The following is a 20,646-nucleotide window of genomic DNA, read 5'->3' on the forward strand; positions in this document are numbered from 1 at the left end:
GAGTTCGTAGACGCCGGGCGCCACCTGTAGCAGAGAACGAACGCGCCGACGACTACCCGGTGGAAGCGGCGGCGCTGGCGGCAGGGTCTCGTAGGTCGGCACGAATCTCCTCCAGCCGACGCCAGGGGGCGATTGGCGGAGCGGGTACTTGGTGGTGCCGGGTGCTCGGTGTCCCGTCCGAAGTGGTCGGGGACGACGGGTGCGTGTTGGTGCGCCTCGTGTGTGTGGGATTCCGTCATGGGGCGTGTGGTGTCGTGCGGTTCGTGCGCGGTGGAGTCTTTTCACGGTCTCCGGGGGGTCGTCGCGCGGCCCGCCTGGCGGGAGCGGCGTAAAAATCTGTCGATGTTCTCCCGCCCGGCGGGAAGCACTCCAGGTTTTGCTTTTTCGCAGGTCAGAAACGGTGTCCTCTGGGTGGGTGCTGAGTCTCAAGAAGATCGGTCCGGGCAACGCCTGGCGCTACTACGTCCGTGGCGTGATGGTCGGCGACGGCCGTCGCCCGGCGAGGAAGCCACTGAAAGCCGCGCAGGAGGAAGCCGGTGTCCCGCCCGGCGTGTGGATGGGTCGCGGCCTTCCGGCACTCGGCCTCACTCCCGGGGCGGTGGTCACGGAGCTGCTGTTTGGCGAGGGCCGGCACCCGGACGCGGACCGGATCGAGGGCGAGCTCCTGGCGGCGGGCGCCACCCCGGACGATGCGCGGCGGGCGACCGTGCTCGGCCGCTCGATCGCGGACATCGCCAACCCGCTGCTCGCCCTTGATCTCGTGTTCCGTCCCCAAGCCTCGATCACCCTGCTGTGGGCACTGGGCGACGACTGGATACGCCAGGCCATCGAGGAAGCGCACGAGTGGGCGATCGGCGAGACCATGTCGCCCTACGACGCCACGCCCGGCCTCTCACCCGGCCCGCCGCCCGCCCCCGCCGGACCTGATCACCTACACCGCCAACTGGCACCGGCCCCGCCGCTGGCGGGTCACCACCCCCGGCGGGCGGGTACGGGAGTCGACTGCCTACGAGCGCGCCCAGGTCGCCAGCCGGGCGCTGAGCGCGCAGGTCCGGACAGCGCGCACACCGCCCGCCGGCCCCGCCGTGAAGACCGGCCGCACGACGGACCCGGCGACGTGGATGCGCTCGCCGGAGAACCTCGCTCGCTTCGCCGCGTTCACCCAGGAGTCAGACGCACGCAAGCGGCAGGGTGCGGCACGCATGGAGAACCAGGCCGCCGGTGACGCCGCCGCACCGCGCCCCGGACACGACCAGCGAGCACACCAACAGCCGGACTCCGGCCCGGCGTCGGGGCAACGGCAGAGGTGAATGCGCATCGCCGATGCGCACCGGAGGGGTGCACCGTACCGGGATGGCTCACGGGCAGGCCACGCACACGGTGATGCCGCTGGCCATGGGCGGTCCGGATGGTGCGCACGTCGTTCACCATCGTCACCGAGCTGTCCGCCCTGGCGGCTCCGGGAGGAGTTGGAGGCCTGTATGCGTCGTGAACTCACCGAAGTTCTCCTTGAGTTCAGCCGTCGGCCCTCATCGTCATCGGTCTCGCGAACCCACAGACGCTCCGCCGTCACGCACTGGCGAAACGTTGTCATGTAGGCGTCAGGCGCGCTTCTGAAGCCGTTTCTGCCGGTGAGCAACGGGCGTTGTGGCCGATGGCGGGATCACGGGCAGGTGATCAACGGGATCCTGCACCAAGCAAGAGGGGTACGTTGACATTAGAGGCGCGTCCTCTATCGCCGCCTATGTCCCTATTTCACTCCTTTGGTGGGGTGTTTCTCCCCCGTCTCGTTTGTCCTGCCGTCGATGATCAACCTGCGGCATCCGGCGCCAGCACGCATCACGCTGCCCTGTTGAGTCTTCGCCGCCCAGATCAAGCGATGAGTAGAAAGGGGGACTGTATGCACCTGACTCCGCATGAGCAGGAACGTCTGCTGGTCCATGTCGCGGCGGACGTTGCCCAGCGGCGCCGTGAGCGGGGGCTGCTGCTGAACTATCCCGAGGTCATGGCGCTGTTGACGGCGCACGTGTACGAGGAGGCCCGGGCCGGTGCGACGGTGGACTCGGTCATGGAGTCCGGCCGCCGTGTGCTGAAGCGCAGCGAAGTTATGGAAGGCGTCGCGGAGATGATCGCCAACGTGCAGGTCGAGGCGACGTTCCCGGACGGGACGAAGCTGGTGACCATTCACGATCCGCTCGACGAGGCGGCCGAGGACGTGGATGTCCATCCGGGCAAGCTGGAGCTTCGTCCGGACGGCGATGAATCCGCGGTGGAGTTCAACGAGGGCCAACAGCCCGTGGAACTGCTCGTGAGCAACCCGTCGGACCGCCCGATCCAGATCGGCTCGCACTATCACTTCGCCGAGGTCAACGAAGGTCTCCTCAAGGTCAACGAAGGTCTCTGCTTCGACCGGAAGGCGGCACACGGCATGCGGCTGCACATCCCCTCCGGGACCTCGGAGCGATTCGAGCCGGGTGACGAGCGCACCGTGCAGCTGGTGCCTATCGCGGGGGACCGCATCGTCAGGGGACTTCAGGCCGGGAAGAGCGAAAAGGATGTGCACCTCGATGCGCGGCGCGACTGAATATGCGAGCCCTCTGAAGCGGTCCACGTACGCCGAGCTTTACGGCCCGACAACCGGCGACCGGGTCCGGCTCGCCGACACCAACCTCGTCATCAGGATCGACGCGGACTGGAGTGGCGGGCCCGGCCGCAGCGGCGACGAGATGATCTTCGGCGGCGGCAAGGTGATCCGCGAGTCTATGGGCCAGTCGCACATTCCGCGCGACGATACCCGGACGCCGGTGGACACGGTTATCACAGGCGCACTGATCCTGGACCACTGGGGCGTGGTGAAGGCCGACATCGGTCTGCGCGACGGCCGGATCCAGGCGATCGGCAAGGCGTACAACCCCGAGACGATGTCACCAAAGCCCAACAGCCGCGAACGTGCATCGGACTTCGTCGTCGGGCCCGAGACGGAGGTGATCTCCGGCAACGGACGGATCCTGACCGCCGGCGGCGTCGACACCCACGTGCATTTCTTGTGCCCTGAGCAGATCCACGAAGCACTCGCGTCGGGTGTGACCACACTGATCGGCGGCGGCACCGGGCCCGCCGAGGGCAGTACGGCCACCACCGTGACACCCGGCAAGTGGCACATCCAGCGGATGTTCGAGGCGCTGGACTCCTACCCGGTCAACATCGGTCTGCTCGCCAAGGGCAGCACGGTGTCACAGAAGGCGTTGCGCGACCAGGTCACCGCCGGCGCCCTCGGCTTCAAGATCCACGAGGACTGGGGTGCCACGCCTGCGGTGATCGACGCGGCTCTGAGGGTGTGCGACGAGACGGGCGTTCAGGTCGCGCTGCACGCCGACTCGCTGAACGAGTCCGGGTTCGTGCAGCACACGCTCGCCGCGACCAAGGACGGCAAGGGGAAGTACCGCAGCCTGCACGTCTTCCACGTCGAAGGTGCCGGCGGCGGTCACGCACCCGACATGATCAGCCTGGTGGGCGAGGCGAGCGTGCTGCCCGCGTCGACGAATCCGACTCGGCCTCTGACGGTCAACACCGTCAAGGAGCACGTCGACATGATGATCGTGTGCCACCACCTCAACCCCGAGATCGAGGCGGACATGGCCTTCGCCGATTCGCGGATCCGGCCCTCCACCATGGCTGCCGAGGACCTGCTGCACGACATGGGCGCCATCTCGATGATGTCCTCCGACGCGCAGGCCATGGGCCGCATCGGCGAGATGATCATGCGGACCTGGCAGACCGCGCACGTTATGAAGTCCCGCTACGGACACCTCAGCGAGGACACCTCCGAGGCGGACAACTTCCGGGCCCGGCGCTACATCGCCAAGTACACGATCAACCCGGCCATTACCCACGGAATCGACGACGAGGTCGGCTCCGTGGAGACGCGCAAGCTCGCGGACCTGGTGCTGTGGGAACCCAAGTTCTTCGGTGTGAAGCCGCACATGGTCATCAAGGGCGGCCAGATCGCGTACGCGCAGGTCGGTGACGCCAACGCGTCCATTCCGACGCCGCAGCCGTTCCTGCCGCGCCCGGTGTGGGGGTTCAGCGGCCGATCTCCAAAGAGCAACTCCTTCAACTTCGTGCCGGAGTTGGCCGTCGACGGTGAGCTGTCCCAGATCGGCCTGCTCAAGCCGCTGCGCTCGATCAAGTCCACGCGCCAGGTGACCAAGGCCGACATGGTGCACAACGACGGCCGGCCGGAGATCGTCATCGACCCGGACACCTTCGACGTCACCATCGGCGGCGCCACCACCTCCGACGTACGCACCACGGTGAACGGGCAACAGATCGGACGGCACTACGCCACCGAACTGCCCATGGCCCAGAGGTACTTCCTGTTCTGATCCCGCTTTCCCCGTTCGGCCCGGCCACGCCTTCTCGCCGGGCCGCCTGTCCCCGTGAAAGGCGGGCCGCTGCCCCCCATGAGCCGTGCTGCCCTGCTCGTCCTGGCTGATGGCCGCTTTCCCGCCGGTGGGCATGCCCACTCCGGCGGTGTGGAGGCCGCTGTTGCCTCTCAAGGCGTGTACGACACCGCAAGTCTGGAGGCCTTTTGTCGGGGGCGCCTGCACACCGCCGGGCTGACCGCGGCCGGGCTCGCCGCCGCAGCGGCCACTGGATACCCCCTTCTGATGCTGGACGAGGCTGCCGATGCCCGCACGCCCGTGCCGGCGCTGCGACAGGTCGCCCGCAGGCTCGGCCGGCAGATGTTGCGGGCGGCGCGCATCACCTGGCCCTCGCCCGACCTCGACCGGCTCGCCCGCGTCCTGCCGCAAGGAGCGCACCAGCCGGTCGTCCTCGGTGTTGCGGCCCGCGCCGCCGGCCTGACGCCGTTCGATGCCGCTCAGTGCGCCGCGCACGAGAGCGTCAGCGGGCCGGCGACCGCGGCGGTGAGGCTGCTGAGCCTCGACCCGTTCGAAGCGACCGCCCTCCTGGCGCGGCTCGCCGGTGAACTCGACGAGGTCGCCCGAACCGCGGCCGACGCGGCGGATCGCGTAGCCGCCGAGGGTGTCGGCGTGCTGCCCGCCGCGTCCTCTCCGCTGCTGGACATCACCGGTGAGCAACACGCCACCTGGAGCGTCCGTCTCTTCGCTTCCTGACTTCCCTCTACCGACCTGGAGTCGTCGTGCACCTCGACCATCCCACGACCATGCCCCACCGCCACGCTTTCAGCGCCGATGCGCTGCGCCCCGACGGCACCCGTCGCGCGCTGCGGGTCGGGCTCGGCGGGCCCGTGGGCTCGGGCAAGACCGCGACCGTGGCCGGGCTGTGCCGTGCGCTGCGGGACCAGTTGTCCATCGCCGTGGTCACCAATGACATCTACACGCGCGAGGACGCCGAGTTCCTGCGCCGCGAGGCCGTGCTGCCGCCAGAGCGGATCACCGCCGTAGAGACCGGTGCATGCCCGCACACCGCGATCCGCGACGACATCTCCGCCAACCTCGAAGCGGTGGAGCAGTTGGAGCAGACACTCGGGCCGCTGGACCTGATTCTCATCGAGTCCGGAGGGGACAACCTCACCGCCACCTTCTCGCGCGGACTCGTCGACACTCAAGTATTCGTGATCGACGTGGCCGGCGGCGACGACATCCCGCGCAAGGGCGGGCCCGGCATCACCACCGCCGACCTCCTCGTGGTCAACAAAACTGACCTCGCGCCGTATGTCGGTGCCGACCTGGACACCATGGCAGCCGACGCGAAGAAGCAGCGCGGCGCTCTGCCGGTCGCATTCACCAGCCTCGCCTCGGCCGACGGGATCCGTCCGGTCGCCCACTGGGTCACCGGGCGTCTCTCCGCTTGGCGTGCCGAGGTCGCCGCGTGACCGCCGCGCAACTGCCGACCTCGACACGGGCGCCGGCCGGCTACCAGCAGGGAGCTGAAGAAGGCGAGGCAGGAAAAGGGCGGGCAGCCGAGGTCCCTTCTGCAATTCAGGCGCACACGCCCGGCACCCACCCCAGTGCCCAGAGCCGCGCACCCGAGGACCACACCTCCGTCCTCCACCCCACCGGCGTCCGCGCCACCGCCCGTATCCGTGCCGCCCACAACGGCCGCACAACGACGCTCCCGCTCCTCCACAACGACGGTCCGTTCCATCTGCGCCGACTGCGAGCCCGCGACGGGCGGGCACGGGTCTGCGTGATCGGGGCAATGAGCGCACCGCTCGGCGGGGACCGACTCGAACTCGACATCGCGGCCGAGGCGCGATCCGAGCTGGAGGTGACCACTGCCGCCGCCACCATCGCCCTGCCCGGCTCCACCACCGCCCCTGCCACCTACGACGTCCGACTCACCGTCGGCGAGAACGCATCCCTGAACTGGCTGCCACAGCCGTTGATCAGCGCCCGAGGCAGCACCCTGCACCAGTCCTACGCCGTGGAACTCGCCTCCACCTCCCGCCTGCTGCTACGGGAAGAACAGCTCCTCGGCCGCACAGCGGAACCCCCCGGTCATCTCTCCACCCGCCTGACCGTGCGGCGCGAAGGCCAACTGCTCCTCGACCAGCACACCGCCTACGGGTACCCGGCACCAGCCTGGGACGGCCCCGCAGTCCTGGGCGGCCACCGCGCAACCGGACAACTCCTCGCCGTTCACCCCGAGCTAACCGCAGATCAAAACCCATATGTCATCGGTGACGACCCGGCGGAGGGATGCGCCGTCCTCACCCCTCTCGCCAACGGGCCAGCACTGCTCGCCACCGCCGTCGCACCCACACCGGCCCACCTGCGCCGCCTCCTCGACACGGCCCTCGCACACGCCCTGATCGCGCAAGCATGAAGGCCGATCCTGGACGGTGCTCCCCGGCGCGCGCCCGACCTCGAAGTCGGCCCGCCAGGCAGCACCAGCTTTCTGATCCGGCTGAATCTGCAGGGGGAGTCAGGGGAGGCATTGGCCGTCGGCGAGGTTTATAACGACGTAATCATCCAGCCCGGGAGGCGGCGCCTTCAGCCCGAGCCCCCATGGTGATGTCCGGTCTCACTCAACCGAGTCGTTCGGGTTTCTGCCTCAGGTCACTAGGTCCCTTGGATCATGCTGGCACTGCTTGACCGTGGTGGTCGCGCGCGAGCGCCGGTGGGCGAGGTCGGTACGGGCGGCGCAAGCGTCCCTGGACGCCATGGACTCTCATACGCACCTCGCACTCCTCGCCGGGAAACCCGTTGCGGCTTTGGTGGTCGTGAATGACCCTGCACGGATGGAGATTCGTCGTCTTGATCTGCACCGTCCCGACGAGACCGACGCTTGGTACTGCGCGTTGCGGGAGGCTGCGTCCGCCGACCGCGTGGCACCCGTCGTGGTCGAGCGCGAGGCCGTGCTGACCTCGCTGCGGAGCAACGATGGCAACCTGAACTATGATCGCCGCGCGTATGGCGCATGGCGGGGCACCGAGTGTGTCGGCACCGCGCTGCTTGAGTTGCCGCGCCGCGACAACACGCGCCTCGCCGAAATCGGGATAGGCATCCCACCGCGCGCCCGTCACCGCGGCGTCGGGCGCGCCATGTTCGACCACCTTCGCAACGTAGCCCGCCAGGAGGGCAGAACCGTGCTGGCCGCCGAGGTCGACGCGGCCGGCGTCGGCGCGCACACTCTCACCGCCAGCCCGGGCGGCCGCTTCGCCCTCGCCTGTGGCTTCTCGCCTAAGCACACCGAACTTCGGCTGATGCACGACGTGCCTGTATCCGAGGAGAGGCTGAGGGTACTCGAGGAGACCGCCACGAAGCGCGCCGCGGAGTACCGAGTCGTCGGGTGGACCGGCGTACCGCCACACGACGTACTCGAACACTTCGCGCACCTGCACACCCTGATGGACGCCGACGTGCCGACAGGCGAACTTAGCCGCAAGCCGGTCGTCTACGACGCGGAGCGTGTCCTGCGCAGCCAGGAGCGGCTGATCGAGCAGGGGTACGGCCTCGTCACCACGCTGATCAGCGATCAGGGTGAAAGACCCGTCGGGTACACGACGATGTTCGTGATGGGCGGCGAGAACCGGGAGGTGCTGCAGGACAACACCTTCGTACTGCGCTCCCAGCGCGGACGCAGTCTCGGCACGCTCGCGAAGCTCTCCAACCTGCGCCTGCTCAGCGAGCATTACCCGCATGCCCGCCATGTGCACACGTGGACGGCCGAGGTCAACGACGCGATGCACGCCGTGAACAAGCGTCTCGGCTTGCGCCCTGTGGAGACCATGTACCAGCTCGAGCGCGAATTGGACTGGATCACGTAACGGGGTCGCGGAGCCAGATCCGGATGGCTGCGACCTCGGTCGGCCACTCGGCGAGGCGCTGGAGCGCATTCTCGAGGCCCGGACGCACAGTGAGACTCGAGCGGTCATCAGCCCAGTGTCGACCCCGCGGCTGACGTGGCGTTAGGGCAGGCCGCGTGAAGGCCGCTGCCGCCCCCCCCAACGATCCCTGAGCGCCGCGACCAGGCGGCCAACCGCCGACGACGCGGGGCCCTCGGCGGCAGACCACCCGCCTTCGACAAGGTCGTCTACCGCGACCGCAACGCAGTCGAACGATGCTTTGCCCGTCTCAAGCAGTTCCGCGCGATCGCGACCCGGTTCGACAAGCTCGCCGACCGCTACCGTGCCGGAGTTGTCCTGGCTTCCTTGATTCTCTGGCTCCGCGAGCCCGCCAGGTGATCATTTGTCAGACAGGCCCTAGGCGCGACGCCCAGAACGGGCGCATCCTGGCTGGACATCCACCAGGGCACCTGGTCGTCCAAGGCGAAGACATCGGCCGCTGGATCACCACGCAACAGGCCACCTGGGGCACGCTCAGCGTCGCCCAGCAATGGATGCTGCGCAGCGTCCTGGGCATCGGCCCGGCCGCTCCAGCCAGCCGGCCGGAGGCCAAACCCCGGCTGAGCCACGCCGAGAAATGGGCGCTCAACCTCGCCGCCGCCCGCCAGTACCACCAGCGCGAGGGCCACTTGGACGTACCCCCAAGCATCGCGAAACCGTGGACGGCCAGGCCATCACACTGGGCGTCTTCGTCGCCAACGCCCGCGCCCGCCACGACAGCCTCGCGCCCGACCGCGTCACCGCACTCGACGAGCTCGGCATCCGCTGGTCGTAGCCAACTGGTCAGCTTGTTCTTTATGGTCTGGCCTGGTCGCGTTCGCTGATGGTCTCGGGTCGTCTGACGGTTTGCCCACGTCGTAGCGGGTGGCGGGCCGCTTGTTCTTCGAGCCGAGGGGCCTGCCGGGGCCGGGACGGTTCGGTTTTGGTGCACGGGCCGGGCATGGCAAGTGAACGCGGGGACGTTCCGAAACCCCCGCCGGACGCGGGCCGGGTTAAGCCGGCCAGGCTCCGCCGGTCGCTCCCAGGGCCGGCGTAGGTCCTGGGCCAGCGGACGGGCCAGACGGAGCTGGGTATGGGCGGTGATGACCAGCCGCGTCCAGCGGTCCGCGGACCCGGGGGTGCGGATTTTCGGCCGGGTCCAGCGCGCTGCCGCCGGATCGGCGGCCTGCGGGTCGCCATGGGCTGGGAAGCCGTCCTTGTGCGGGTCAGTGGGCCGGGTTGACGAAGTCCAGGGCCTCACGGGCCAGTCCGTCCCAGCTGAGCTCCGAGCCGGGGGCCAGGCTGAGCCACTCGCGCATGAGCCGCCCGTGCCCCGGGTCGAAGCGCTCACCCTCACCGGCATCCACCAGCTCGTCGACCCGGGCCCGCGGGAGCTTCACCACCAGACGGCCCTGCGCGAGCATCGCGAAAATCTTCCCGCCGACCTTGAGCGCAGCAGCGCCGAACTTTCCCTCCCGTCCCGGCTCGTCGCCAGGGATGGTCACCCCGTCCAGCTCCGCGAACTGCGCGACCAGCTGCTCGTACCGCTTCTCGGGGGAGACTGCCCGCCGTTGCTGCATCGGCTCCTCGACTCATTCCGGCCGGTGCGGGTCTCCTGCAGACCTCCGCCATCTCGGCGTCCGGCAGCCTACTGTTGTGACCAGGTCAGACCATAAAGAACAAGGTCAGAGCCTGTGTCTGATGCCGACATGCCAATAGCCGGTGGATCCAGGACCACCCGATGGCCGAGGCCCTACCTTGAGCAACAGATTGGCGTCTGACATTTGAGAAGTCTGCGGCCTTCATTACATTGACGCGCAAAAGCACCAGCGGGGAGCGTTCCCCGACCGCAGCGTCCGGGGGAGAAACGTGTCCGCACCGCCGCCGCTGACAGAAGTGCCGATACCGCGCTACGCACGTCGCTGTGTCGGCCGGGTGCTTGTGCCGCTGGTGTCACTAGGGATTTTCTCCTGGGCGCCGTTCGCCTGGACGGCGGTACGCCAGCGTTCATTCGCTGATGCCGTCCTCGCGGCGGTCTCCTTCGTGACCGTGATCTGCACGATGGCCTACGGCTACAACGGAGGGAACGGCGTTGCCATCTGGGTGGTGCTGCTGACCTTGATGCTGGGCGGCAGTGTGCTGGCTGGTGTCCGCACTCCGCGCATGGAGAATGTCCGCACCAGTGGCAAGCTGGCCGCGGTCTGGCTGGTCACCGCTCTGACCGTGGTCTACTTCGTCGCGGCCGGGGCTTTCGCGCCGAGCGAGCCACCAAACCAGGATGAGACCACGCCGCCGACTGCATCGCCTGCACCTTCGCTGTCGTCTGCGTCAGGGCCCACCGCAGCGGTGTCCGAGTCCACTACTCCACCCGGCGTCCCAGAGACAGAGAAAGCAGAAGAACCCGACGCCCCAGAGACAGAGGAAGAATCGGGAGCAGATGACAACGGTGGGACCGGCGGTCAGCAATTCGACGGCCAGGTAGGCATCCAGTTCGGATACGCCTGTTCCCCCGTCGGCGCTCTCGGCATTGCCGAGGACGGGCGTCCCGCCAAATGCTTCATGGGCAAAGACGGCCGGGCTCGGTGGGGCTATGACTCCAACCGTGGCTAGCGTCGCGGTGGAGGACTCCCGACGGCGATTTTCGCTTCGTACGGTGGCGGCATGGGCGGGGACGGGGTACCCCAGCTGCGGCTGGTCGTGGTCTCGGACAGCGACACCGGGCTACGGCTGTGCCGCGGGTGCGGCACTCCAGTGATGCCGTCGGCAAAGGTGACGGCGGTGTTCTGCTTGTCCGCGGGCCGTTCACGGCACTGGCGCCAGCTGCGGCGCACGAGGGCGAGGACCGAGGCGGTCCAGGCCGCCCGGACGGCGAACTGCCCTAACTGATCGTTTCAGAATGAATGAGGGGCCCTGCGCTTCTCGGACAGCGGTGTTGAGGGTTCTCTTTATGCCGCCGTCTGCAACTCCTCGTACTCGGCGTGGACTTCTGCGGGAGTCTTGTAGCCGAGGCCGGAGTGGAGGCGTTTTCGATTGTAGAACATCTCGATGTAGCGGACGATCGCCCGGTGGGCATGTGCGCGTGTTGGGAACGTAGTTCGGTGCACGAGTTCGTTCTTGAGGGCGCCGAAAAATGATTCAGCCATCGCATTGTCCCAACAAACACCGGTGCGGCCGACCGACGCTCGCAGGCCCAACGAGCGGAGCTTGCAACGAAGTTCCCGAGACGTGTATTGACTGCCGCGATCGGAATGAAATACGCAGCCTTCGGCGAGGTCGATGTTCCGGACTGCCATATCGAGTGCATCCGATATGAGAGAGGTCTTCATATGGTCGGCCATCGCCCAGCCGACCACAGCTTTGGTGTGGCAGTCGATGACGGTCGCGAGATACAGGAACCCGGCCCAGGTGTGAACATAGGTGATATCGCTGACCAGTTTGCGCCCGGGAGCGTCAGCGGTGAAGTCACGGGCCAGCAGGTCGGGCGTGGCCGGCGCCGCATCATCGGCGATCGTGGTCGCCCGCCAGGGCCGCGGCTGGCATGGCACCAGGCCGAGCTCGCGCATCAGCGCGCGGACCAGCTCCGCTCCGGCCTGCACGTTCATCCGCTGGAGCGCGGCGTGGACACGCCGGTAGCCGTAGGTCTCCTGAGAGTCAGAGAAGACCTTGAGGATGACGGCCCTCAGTTCCGCACGGCGCTTCGCGGTGGCCGACAATGGCCTGGACCTCCAGTGGTAGAAGCCCGACGTGGATACTCCCGCCCAGGTGCACATCTGCTGCACGGGAAAGTTGTCAGCCTCGCCGTCGATGAACTCGTACTTCTCCGTCACCGGTATTCCTGGGCGAAGAAGGCCGCCGCTTTTCCCAGGAACTCGGTCTTCATACGGAGTTCCCGGTTCTCGCGTTCCAGTTCGCGCAGGCGGGCGCGTTCGCTGATGTTCAGGGGAGGCTCCTCCCCGGCGTGCTCTTGCCGGTACCGGCTGACCCAGGTGCCCAGCGTTCCCTCGTTCACTTGTATCTCTCGGGCGACCTCGGCGATCGGGCGGGACTCCACGACCACCATCTTGACCGCCTCGTCCCGAAACTCAGGACTGAACTTCCTACGCTTCTGTGCCACGTGCTCTCTCCGCCGTTCTGGACTTCGATCCTATGGGGACCGCTGTCCGAGAACTTCGGGGCGCCTCAGGTCTTCCAGGAGGGCCTTCAAGGAGATCGTGACTTGGGCGCTGCGCGTCTCAGACATGATCACCTCACCGGTGATCCGCTGGCCGACCTCAGCTGCTTCCGAGGGGTGAGTGATCCATTCCCACGTCAGGTCGGGCACGCGAATGAACCCAGTGCAGAGCCCTTGGGGCTCGCCGTCGAGATGAACGAAGACCCCGAAGTTGTGAACCCCCGACACGGTCCCGGAAACGATCTGTCCAGGCTGAATGGCCACTAGGAAAGCGCGTAGCTCCGGATTCTCGCAGGCACGGGCCGAGAGGTTCAGCTGCCCTCGCCAGCGTCCAATCTCCTCGGCTTCGATCTGCTGGCCGACCGTGAAGATCTCGGACGGATGGTTGGTGCGACGGATCGACACCTCATGCCGGGGAATTCGGCCGACTTCGCTACCTTCCTCGCCCGACTCCCCAAGGAGAACAAGGACGTCCGCTCCGTCGAACCCTGCGACCGTCACACTCCTCACGGAACCCGGCCGGAGCTTGTTGATCAGAGACTTCAGACGAGGATCGGGTACGGGCTCGGACATGGTTGGAGCCTAACTTCCGCACGGACCTTCCAAGGCGGGTTTCCAACGACCGTCCAGCGACCCGGTATCACGGAGTGCCACGGCCATACGACTCGCAGGTTGGCGTGCTCCACTCGCAATCTGGCGTGCTGTGACTGTGCACTTCAGTTGGCACCGCTCGCCAAGTGAAGCGCTCAGGCGGCGAGGGCGTTGGTGATCCGTTCAAAGTCTTGCGGAGTGAACATGCCACGGCTGATCGCTGCGTTCCTGCGTATTCATGGCGCCGGTACGGCACCGATCTGCTGCATCACCCCGAGGAGGTCGGGCTGACCCCGTTCGCCGACGATCCGGCCGTCGGCCAGATAGTAGAAGTTCATGGCCTGCACCGAGATCTTGTTGCCGCTCGCCGGGATCCCGAAGAATTAACCGTCGTGGGTTCCCCGCATGGTGAACCGCGCGGCCACCGTGTCGCCTTCGGTGACCGTCTCCTCCAGCGTCCACTCGACGTCCGGGAAGCCGCTGCGCATCATCCCGAGGACTTCCATGTACCCCTCGGGTCCCCGCAGGGTTCCGGGTGACTGGGTGCGTGGAATACGGCATCCGGAGAAATGACCTCGCAGGCGAGCTCCTCGTTGCCCGTGTTAATGAACTCGACGAAGCAGTTCATCACTGACTCGGTGGACTGTGATGGCATCGGGCTGTGCCTCTCCAGAGACGGTGGGTGGATACCTGGGAGCGTAACATCGAAACGATGTTCACATCGTTTCGATGTAAACATGCGAAGATGGACTCATGCTGGAACTCGTGATAGTCGGTCTCCTCGCCGAAGGCCCCTTGCCCGGACACGAGCTGCGCCGCCGCGTCGCACAGCTGACCGGCTACACCCGGCCGGTCAGCGACGGCAGCCTGTATCCGGCGATCAACCGTCTGACCAAGGCGGGCTTGATCGAGCGGCGCGCCGACCCGGCCGCGGGGGCGGCCCGGTACGTGCTCAGCGTGACCGCGGCCGGACGAGCCGACATGCTTCAGCGCCTGCGCAAGCCCGCCGACCACGAGATCACCGACTTCACCCGGTTCTACGTCGTCCTGGCATTCCTCTCCCACCTGCCCGACGTGACCGAACAGCACGCGGTGCTGCGCAGACGACTCGAGTTCCTGGAAGAACCGGCGAGCTTCTTCTGCGACCACGACCGGCCCCTGCGTGCCGAGGAGATCGCCGACCCCTACCGTCGCGGCATGCTGCTCACCGCCCGCGCCACCAGCCGCGCCGAACGCACCTGGCTGCGCGAGACCCTCGGCGAGAAACCGCCCGCACTCGACACGACGGGCACCGACAGCGATCCACATGCGCCCGCCGCTCCCGCGAGCTGACCGCCCACGGAGGTACCCCCATGCTTGCTTCCTGGTACGACGACCAGGGCCCCGCCACCGATGTCCTGCACGTCGGCGAACTCTCTGACCCCTTCCCCGGCCCCGGGGAGGTCCGCGTCCGCGTCACCGTCTCGGGCGTCAACCCCGGCGACACCAAGAAGCGGCGCGGCTGGCTCGGCTCGTCCATGCCCTACCCACGAGTGATCCCGCACAGCGACGCCGCCGGAGTCATCGACGCCGCAGGCACCGGCGTCGACGCCCGCCGCGTCGGACAACGGGTCTGGGTGCACGGCGCCCAGTCCTACCGCCCCTTCGGCACCGCCGCCCAGTACACGGTCGTACCGGACCACCAGGCCGTACCCCTGCCCGACCACCTCAGTGACGAGTTGGGCGCGAGCCTCGGCATCCCCGGCATCACCGCCCACCGCACGGTCTTCGCCGACGGCCCGGTCGTCGGCCAACTGGTCCTGGTCCACGGAGTCCTCGGCGGCGTCGGCTCCCTGGCCGCCCAGCTCGCCCACTGGGCCGGCGCCACCGTGCTCGCCACCGTCCGCCGAACCGCGGACCTCGACCACATCGACCCAGCCATCGTCTCCCACGCCGTCGCCCTGGATGTCGGCGACCCCGCCGCGGCCATCCGCTCGTACGCACCGCGGGGCGTCGACCGGATCATCGAGGTCGCGCTGTCCGACAACGCCGACCTCGACAACGCCGTCGTCACCGACGAGGCCGTCATCGCCGCCTACGCCACCCGCGCGGACCGCACCGAAATCCCCTTCTGGCCCCTGCTGTTCAACAACGTCACCCTCCGACTCCTCGGCAGCGACGACTTCCCCGCCGCGGCCAAGCGCCAGGCCGCCCGCGACCTCACCTCCGCAGCCGCCGTCGGCGCCCTCACCGTCTACGTCGGCGCCCGCTACCCGCTGGAAGAGATCGCCAAGGCCCACGACCACGTCGACGCCGGCAGTGGACACGGCCGCACCCTGGTCACCATTCCCCAGTAGCGCCCGCAGGTATGCCTCCACGCAGGGCAGCGCACCGGTTGCGCATCACCGTGCACGGCAGAAGCAGGGAAGCGCGTCTGACCAGAGGCTCTCGCCAGTCCCCTGCGCTGCCATCTCAAGCCTCGTGGTGCCAGCTGAAGTGCTCAAGTGCCAACTGAAGCGCTAAGTCACACGTGCTCCGTCGCACAAGGGCAGTACTCACTCACCTCGCGATGTTCGATTTATGTTCGATATATTGATCTCAGAGGTGCATCGGCAGCCCTCGAAGTACTGGGAGGCGGATAGTCATGCTGCTGCGAACGGCGTGCGTCTTTTGGCCCATGGTGACGAACCCGTCCGCAGCAGGAAACCGAGACACTCTGAGGCATCTGGAGAATCCAGGAAGCGCGGGGTGAGCGTCATGAACGAACGCCACATCCTCCACATCCACTTCCATATCAGCGACGGCTCCGACCCTGAGCTGTACGGGCGTTGAACGAGCAGCTGCAGCGCATCACCCCGCGCACCGAAGCGATGCCACCGGACGCCGCCGACTGCGATGTCACCGGTTAGGTCCAGGAGTTGTACCTGTCTCATTCCATCCGAACAGCGCCGAACTGGTCCTTCAGCGCTGGTAGCTTCCCTCTCTCGTCGTCGCAGAGAGGCGCTCGTGCACTACTTCTTCGTCTCGCCCAGCAAGGTCCGGCAGCTCCCGCCTCAGGTTCCCGGTGTGGATCTGGATGCTGTAGCCCTGGTGACGCGGCCGGGCGCGCTTGCAGGGGTGGACCAGGGCCTCGCGTCAGTAGTGCTCGACGACGGGCGCCCCGCCGTACCTCGAGCCGGAAAGGCCCAGCGTCGCCGCGTACGCCCTCTTGTGGTCGCCGTTCTCGTCGTGCGCCTCGAGCGCGTCCGTCACTGCTTCCCGCAGCGCCTTGTCGTCCTTGTTCATGCCGATGCCGTAGGGCTCCTCGGTGAACGGGTTGCCGACGACCCTCAGCTTGTCCGGGCGCTGGGCGGCGTAGCCCATGAGGATGGCGTCGTCCGTGGTGACGGCGTCGACCTTCTTGTCGAGCAGTAGCTGGACGCACTCCGTATCCTTGGTCGTCTCCACCGTCGTGGTGTTGTAGTCGGGCTTCTTGATCTCCCGGAGGGTGGTCGATCCCTTGACCGAGCAGACCGTCTTGCCCTCAAGGGAGTACGGGCCCCCGATCGTGCCGTCGTTCTTGCGGACCAGGAGGTCGGCGCCGGCCATGTAGTAAGGGCCGGCGAAGCCCACCTTCTTCTTGCGTTCGTCGTTGATCGTGTACGTGCCGACGTACAGGTCGACCTGGCCGCTGGAGATGGCGGCCTCGCGGTTCTTCGTGTCGACCGTCTTGAACTCGATCTTCTCGGGCGAGAACCCGAGATCCGCCGCGACCATCTTGGCGATCTCGATGTCGAAGCCGGACCGCCTGCCGTCCTTCTCCTCGAACCCGAGGAACGGCTGGTCGCTATGGGCGCCGATGACGAGCTTGCCGGCCTTCTGCGCCTTCTTCAGGGTCGGAGAGTCGATCTTGACGTTCTTGGCGACCGTGTACGTGGGCAGCCTCGGGTGGTTCCCGTTCGAGCTGCTGGTGGGCTCGTCACCGGAGGCACTACCGGACTCTCCGCCGCTGCAGGCGGTGGCGGTGAGGGCGACCGACAGCACAGTGATCGTTACGAAGGCGGCGAACTTGGAAAGTTTCATAATAAAACGTCCTCTATTTTTCCCGACAGGTTGAGCAGCCTGCGTCCCGAGACCCAATCCCGCCCAGCAGGGCCCGCGCCGCGGTCCTGCCGATCGGTGCCTGACGGTTGGGCCTGGTCAAGCTTCTTGCCGAGCTGTATGGCCGGCAACAGCGGCCTGGCGTTCGATGCCGTTCTGTCATGGTGGTCAGTCCTCCGCCAGCAGTTCCAGGAGGTCCTGGGTGACCAGCGCGAGCCTCCGCAGATGTCCGCGGGCCGGAAGGAAGTCTCCAGGCGGCTCCTCCACCCGGAGAGCCCGCGCGCGCCCGCTCGTGCCGGAGGCTTCGGCGCCGGGCTGGTGATGGCACTGCGCCAGGACCATGGCCACCAGCTGCATGAGCGCTCTCCGAAGCCGCTCGGTCAGCTCCTCGATCTCGTATATGGCCGGAGCCGCGTCCTGGCCGAGTACCGCTTCGAGGTGGTCGTAGAAGGAGTCCACGTCGACACCGTCCAGCCAGACGGAGATGCGAAGACCGGTCAGAACCCGCTCGACATCGTGGCGGCTCAGCTCATCCAGGCCGAGGGCCTCGCGGAACGTCTGGTACATGGGCCGGCCCGACGAAGCTGTGCAGCGTTGACCCTGATCCTCGGCGTCTCCCTCATCCACGCGACCGCGCATGACCTGTCCCGGCCAACAACATGACGACCATCGCCAAGACCTTCGGCATCTCCGGGACGTTCTACAGCCACATCCCCGGCCTCCAGGAGCTTCGCCGCAGCCGCGTTCCAGGCCAATTAGAAGGTGCCGGGAGCTGGTTCGGGGCCCTCGCGGGCCGAGATCATCCCGCGGCGGTTTCTTGCGTACCGGTAGACCCCATGTTCAGTCGCACATCTCCACCAACCTCTCGCCACGGACCCCGCCACGAACGGATGAAGTTTCCCCTCATTCTCTGAGACCCCTCACCCCGTGATCAGAACGGTCCACGATCGCGGAGACGCTTACTCGGCTGAGACTGGGCAGTCCTTGAGACAGCCAAGCTGTTCCTGACACTGGTGCGCTGCGCTACTTCGACCGTGACCCCCGCCAACTGGCCCAGCTCGTGCGGCTGCGCGTCCTCGCCCTGCACGGGATCAACGCCACGATCGGATCGGCGAGCAACCGCATGCTGGCCGCCATGGTCGCCGACGCCACCGCCCCGGGCGGCATCACCCACCTCGACCACGCCCCCGAGGCGATTGCCGCCTTCCTGCGCCCCCGCCCGGTCACCGCTCTGTTCGGGGTGGGCCCGTCGACGGCGAGCCTCCTGGTCCGGCACGGACTGCACACCATCGGCGCCGTCGCCGACACACCTGTGGGCACCCTGCAGCGCCTCCTGGGAAAGGCCGTCGGCCGACAGATCCACGAGCGATCACGAGGCCGGGATGATCGCCCCGTTGTCCCACAGGCACCCGCACGCTCCTGCAGCGCCGACCAGGCCTTCCCGCGCGACGAACTCGCCCCCGCCCGCCACCGCCAGGACGTGCTCGCATTGGCCGAACAGCTCGGCGCGCGCCTGCGCAAGGAACGTCAGGCGACCGGCCGGCTGACCATGACCGTGCGGTACGCCGACCGGTCCAGCACCGTGCGCACCCGCCGCCTGCCCGAACCCACCAACCACACCGCAGCCCTGGCCCGCACCGCCTACGAAAGTGGAGTAGGAACGGGTTCCCGCGCGGTCGCTTGAGTCAGTGTCTATGCATTTCAGCAGGCAGGAGATACTTGTTCGAGCCTAATCTGCGTTCTCGTGGCAGATTTCGGTACCCGTCACCTGACGGTGGTGTCCACGACGGAGCACGAAGGAACGCGAGGGCGGTCCTGCGGGGAGCCGGGCTGCTGCTGCCCCGCAAACGCCCCGGCCCGTCAGGTGGCCGACGGGCAGCTGCGGGCACTGCGGCTGCTGGGGCGTCACCCAGAGACTGTGCCGGGGCTGCGAGTGCTGGAAGCACGACACCGGCCGCTACCCGACCGGATCCTGCGGGCGGTGCCGAAGGGAGCTGCCACTGTCCGCGCAGGAGAGGCTGTGCCGGGGCTGTCTGATCCACGTACGCGAGCACGGTGAACACGACCGGGCGCCCTTCACCCAGCTCCAGCTCGCCCTCGGCAAGCATCCCGTCCGCCAGCTGAAGCACCGCGCCGACCGGCTCGGCTACGACACCACCGACCGCTCGTGGGGAAAGCGGCACACCCGCGCGGGCGCGGCGCCGGCCTGTGCCGCGTACCGTCTCCGCGCACCTGGCCGACCCCCGCCAGCTCGTGCTGTTCACCCTGGACCGTGACTGGAGCCGCGTCGCGGCACGCAACGTGGACGAGCTGCCCGCCATGACCACCAACGCCCAGCAGCTGCTGGAGGAGTTCACCCAGTTCTGCCGCGCGCAGATGCGGCGGGTCAACCCCGACCCGCACGGCCATGCCGGAGCCCTGCGCGCCCTGCGCATCGTGCTGGCCCACCTGGGTGCCGCCGCGCCTGTCCATGAACGACCTGCGGGCCCTGGCCGTGCTGGACCGCAACATCAATGCCCCGCGCGTCATCGGCTTCCTCGCCCAGCGTGGCTCATCCCCGATCCCGCCCGCACGGCGGACCGCCATCTCGCCGCCGTCGACCGTCTGATCGCCAGCTTCCCCGCCCCCATGGACAGTGAACTGCGCCGCTGGGTCACGGTCCTTCAAGGCCAGGGCCGGCGCAGGCATCCCGCCCTGCCAACCGCGACGATCCGCAGCTACCTCCATTGCGCCGCTCCCACACTGCGGACGTGGACCGAGCACACCACCACCCTGGCCGCGATCACCCGCCAGGACATCAGGGACGTCCTGGACCTGGCCCCCGGCCGCCCGGCCCGCACCGCCCAGCAGTATCTGCGGAGCATCTTCCGCGCCCTGAAGCAGGAACGGCTCGTCTTCCACGATCCGACCCGCGGCATCACCCTTCCCGCCCAGGTCCGCCTGCCCAATCCCGTTCCCAGCGACCGTCTGACTGGCCTGCTCCAGCAAGCCCACACTGCGCTTGCCCGCCTCCTTGTCGCCCTCGTCGCTGTCCACGCCCTGCTGCCCTCCCAAGCTGCTGAGATCCAGCTCGATGAACTCGACCTCGCTCACGGCGCCCTACGGCTGCCCAGGCGCACCATCTACCTCGAAACCCTCACCACGGAGCTGCTCACCCAGTGGCTCCGCATGCGGCAGCAGACATGGCCCGCCTGGAGCAACCCCCACCTGCTCGTCAGCAGCCAGACGGCCCTCGACCCTTCCGGCCCACCCGTCAGCAAGATGCTGCTCGGTACGGCGTTCGACCGCACTGGCCTCACCGCCCGAGCCCTGTGGCAGGATCGCGTCCTCAACGAAGCCCGCCACAGCGCCGACCCCGTCCAGCTCATGCGCCTGTTCGCAATCTCCGACTCCACCGCCATGAAATATGTGCACGCGGCGCACCCCGAGAAGACCGGACGCGTTCACCCCTGACTCAGTACCGCGCTAATTAGTACTCCAGCTGCAACACCGTTGAGTTTGCGCTGAAGGC

At 67.6% G+C, this 20,646-nt stretch carries 17 protein-coding genes and 3 pseudogenes; 13 read left to right on the forward strand and 7 right to left on the reverse strand.

The genetic code is table 11. The features are described 5' to 3' along the window. Positions 1-415: 415 nt before the first annotated feature. The 8 genes and pseudogenes from OHA61_RS39580 to OHA61_RS39615 form a co-directional block, all read left to right on the forward strand. Complete coding sequence (locus OHA61_RS39580; protein WP_406307212.1) at positions 416-1,225, forward strand: relaxase domain-containing protein; 810 nt, start codon at positions 416-418, stop codon at positions 1,223-1,225. 675 nt (positions 1,226-1,900) lie between these two features. Further along, positions 1,901-2,584 (forward strand): urease subunit gamma, encoded by a 684-nt coding sequence (locus tag OHA61_RS39585; RefSeq protein WP_406307213.1) that lies wholly within the window; start codon positions 1,901-1,903, stop codon positions 2,582-2,584. Then, positions 2,568-4,385, forward strand: coding sequence for an urease subunit alpha (locus OHA61_RS39590; protein ID WP_406307214.1), 1,818 nt, complete (start codon positions 2,568-2,570; stop codon positions 4,383-4,385). The genes OHA61_RS39585 and OHA61_RS39590 overlap by 17 nt, the downstream gene beginning before the upstream one ends. 78 nt (positions 4,386-4,463) lie before the next feature. After that, positions 4,464-5,138 carry an urease accessory protein UreF gene (locus OHA61_RS39595; protein ID WP_406307215.1) on the forward strand — a complete coding sequence of 225 codons (675 nt, stop codon included), beginning with the start codon at positions 4,464-4,466 and terminating at the stop codon, positions 5,136-5,138. A gap of 26 nt (positions 5,139-5,164) precedes the next feature. Further along, a complete protein-coding gene (gene ureG / locus OHA61_RS39600; RefSeq protein ID WP_406307216.1) occupies positions 5,165-5,860 on the forward strand; it encodes an urease accessory protein UreG in 696 nt (231 codons plus the stop codon). Continuing rightward, positions 5,857-6,813: an urease accessory protein UreD gene (locus OHA61_RS39605; protein WP_406307217.1), complete on the forward strand. Its 957-nt coding sequence runs from the start codon at positions 5,857-5,859 to the stop codon at positions 6,811-6,813. Before ureG ends, OHA61_RS39605 begins: the two co-directional genes overlap by 4 nt. Before the next feature lie 271 nt (positions 6,814-7,084). After that, positions 7,085-8,257, forward strand: coding sequence for a GNAT family N-acetyltransferase (locus OHA61_RS39610; protein ID WP_406307624.1), 1,173 nt, complete (start codon positions 7,085-7,087; stop codon positions 8,255-8,257). Positions 8,258-8,440: 183 nt separating this feature from the next. Continuing rightward, positions 8,441-8,696: pseudogene (locus OHA61_RS39615) on the forward strand (IS5/IS1182 family transposase); the annotation flags it as partial. Positions 8,697-9,130: 434 nt separating this feature from the next. On the opposite strand, the pseudogene OHA61_RS39620 reads toward OHA61_RS39615, so the two are convergent. Then, a pseudogene (locus OHA61_RS39620) lies at positions 9,131-9,476 on the reverse strand (transposase); the annotation flags it as partial. A gap of 64 nt (positions 9,477-9,540) precedes the next feature. After that, positions 9,541-9,894 carry a hypothetical protein gene (locus tag OHA61_RS39625; RefSeq protein WP_406307218.1) on the reverse strand — a complete coding sequence of 118 codons (354 nt, stop codon included), beginning with the start codon at positions 9,892-9,894 and terminating at the stop codon, positions 9,541-9,543. Positions 9,895-10,183: 289 nt separating this feature from the next. Between OHA61_RS39625 and OHA61_RS39630 the strand changes: the two genes are divergently transcribed. Beyond that, complete coding sequence (locus OHA61_RS39630; protein WP_406307219.1) at positions 10,184-10,924, forward strand: hypothetical protein; 741 nt, start codon at positions 10,184-10,186, stop codon at positions 10,922-10,924. Positions 10,925-11,259: 335 nt separating this feature from the next. Here the strand turns inward: OHA61_RS39630 and OHA61_RS39635 are convergent. The 3 genes and pseudogenes from OHA61_RS39635 to OHA61_RS39645 all read right to left on the reverse strand — a co-directional run bounded on the left by OHA61_RS39635 (position 11,260) and on the right by OHA61_RS39645 (position 13,582). Next, a protein-coding gene (locus OHA61_RS39635) for an IS3 family transposase (protein ID WP_406301159.1) occupies positions 11,260-12,428 on the reverse strand; the annotation gives its coding sequence in 2 pieces (ribosomal slippage) (positions 11,260-12,176 and positions 12,176-12,428; 1,170 coding nt in all). A 30-nt stretch (positions 12,429-12,458) separates the two neighbouring features. Continuing rightward, positions 12,459-13,058, reverse strand: coding sequence for a S1 RNA-binding domain-containing protein (locus OHA61_RS39640; RefSeq protein ID WP_406307220.1), 600 nt, complete (start codon positions 13,056-13,058; stop codon positions 12,459-12,461). A gap of 254 nt (positions 13,059-13,312) precedes the next feature. Further along, positions 13,313-13,582, reverse strand: a pseudogene (locus OHA61_RS39645) (ester cyclase). A gap of 247 nt (positions 13,583-13,829) precedes the next feature. On the opposite strand from OHA61_RS39645, the gene OHA61_RS39650 reads away from it, so the two are divergent. Next, positions 13,830-14,408, forward strand: a complete 579-nt coding sequence (locus tag OHA61_RS39650; protein ID WP_406307221.1) for a PadR family transcriptional regulator — start codon at positions 13,830-13,832, stop codon at positions 14,406-14,408. 20 nt (positions 14,409-14,428) lie between these two features. Continuing rightward, positions 14,429-15,412, forward strand: coding sequence for an NADPH:quinone reductase (locus OHA61_RS39655; protein ID WP_406307222.1), 984 nt, complete (start codon positions 14,429-14,431; stop codon positions 15,410-15,412). 778 nt (positions 15,413-16,190) lie between these two features. Here the strand turns inward: OHA61_RS39655 and OHA61_RS39660 are convergent. Together OHA61_RS39660 and OHA61_RS39665 are read right to left on the reverse strand one after the other, a co-directional pair. Beyond that, positions 16,191-17,117, reverse strand: a complete 927-nt coding sequence (locus OHA61_RS39660) for a glutamate ABC transporter substrate-binding protein (protein ID WP_406307223.1) — start codon at positions 17,115-17,117, stop codon at positions 16,191-16,193. 186 nt (positions 17,118-17,303) lie between these two features. After that, the gene (locus OHA61_RS39665) at positions 17,304-17,702 is read right to left on the reverse strand and encodes a DUF6415 family natural product biosynthesis protein (protein ID WP_406307224.1); all 399 of its coding nucleotides are present in this window, start codon (positions 17,700-17,702) and stop codon (positions 17,304-17,306) included. A 493-nt stretch (positions 17,703-18,195) separates the two neighbouring features. Here OHA61_RS39665 and OHA61_RS39670 point away from each other — a divergent pair, with 493 nt between their 5' ends. Both OHA61_RS39670 and OHA61_RS39675 read left to right on the forward strand, forming a co-directional pair. Next, positions 18,196-18,819 (forward strand): DNA polymerase thumb domain-containing protein, encoded by a 624-nt coding sequence (locus OHA61_RS39670; protein WP_406307225.1) that lies wholly within the window; start codon positions 18,196-18,198, stop codon positions 18,817-18,819. 524 nt (positions 18,820-19,343) lie between these two features. Beyond that, positions 19,344-20,588: a hypothetical protein gene (locus OHA61_RS39675; protein ID WP_406307226.1), complete on the forward strand. Its 1,245-nt coding sequence runs from the start codon at positions 19,344-19,346 to the stop codon at positions 20,586-20,588. The last annotated feature ends 58 nt before the right edge of the window (positions 20,589-20,646 follow it).

The sequence above is a fragment of the Streptomyces sp. NBC_00885 genome (genome assembly GCF_045207475.1).
In the GTDB taxonomy this organism is placed as follows: domain Bacteria; phylum Actinomycetota; class Actinomycetes; order Streptomycetales; family Streptomycetaceae; genus Streptomyces.

Excerpts from the sequence above, each read along its gene's own strand:
- OHA61_RS39660 (WP_406307223.1), bottom strand. The coding sequence starts at position 17,117 with ATGAAACTTTCCAAGTTCGCCGCCTTCGTAACGATCACTGTGCTGTCG.
- OHA61_RS39650 (WP_406307221.1), top strand. The coding sequence starts at position 13,830 with ATGCTGGAACTCGTGATAGTCGGTCTCCTCGCCGAAGGCCCCTTGCCC.
- OHA61_RS39590 (WP_406307214.1), top strand. The coding sequence starts at position 2,568 with ATGCGCGGCGCGACTGAATATGCGAGCCCTCTGAAGCGGTCCACGTAC.
- OHA61_RS39625 (WP_406307218.1), bottom strand. The coding sequence starts at position 9,894 with ATGCAGCAACGGCGGGCAGTCTCCCCCGAGAAGCGGTACGAGCAGCTG.
- OHA61_RS39595 (WP_406307215.1), top strand. The coding sequence starts at position 4,464 with ATGAGCCGTGCTGCCCTGCTCGTCCTGGCTGATGGCCGCTTTCCCGCC.
- OHA61_RS39665 (WP_406307224.1), bottom strand. The coding sequence starts at position 17,702 with ATGTACCAGACGTTCCGCGAGGCCCTCGGCCTGGATGAGCTGAGCCGC.
- OHA61_RS39655 (WP_406307222.1), top strand. The coding sequence starts at position 14,429 with ATGCTTGCTTCCTGGTACGACGACCAGGGCCCCGCCACCGATGTCCTG.
- OHA61_RS39640 (WP_406307220.1), bottom strand. The coding sequence starts at position 13,058 with ATGTCCGAGCCCGTACCCGATCCTCGTCTGAAGTCTCTGATCAACAAG.
- OHA61_RS39585 (WP_406307213.1), top strand. The coding sequence starts at position 1,901 with ATGCACCTGACTCCGCATGAGCAGGAACGTCTGCTGGTCCATGTCGCG.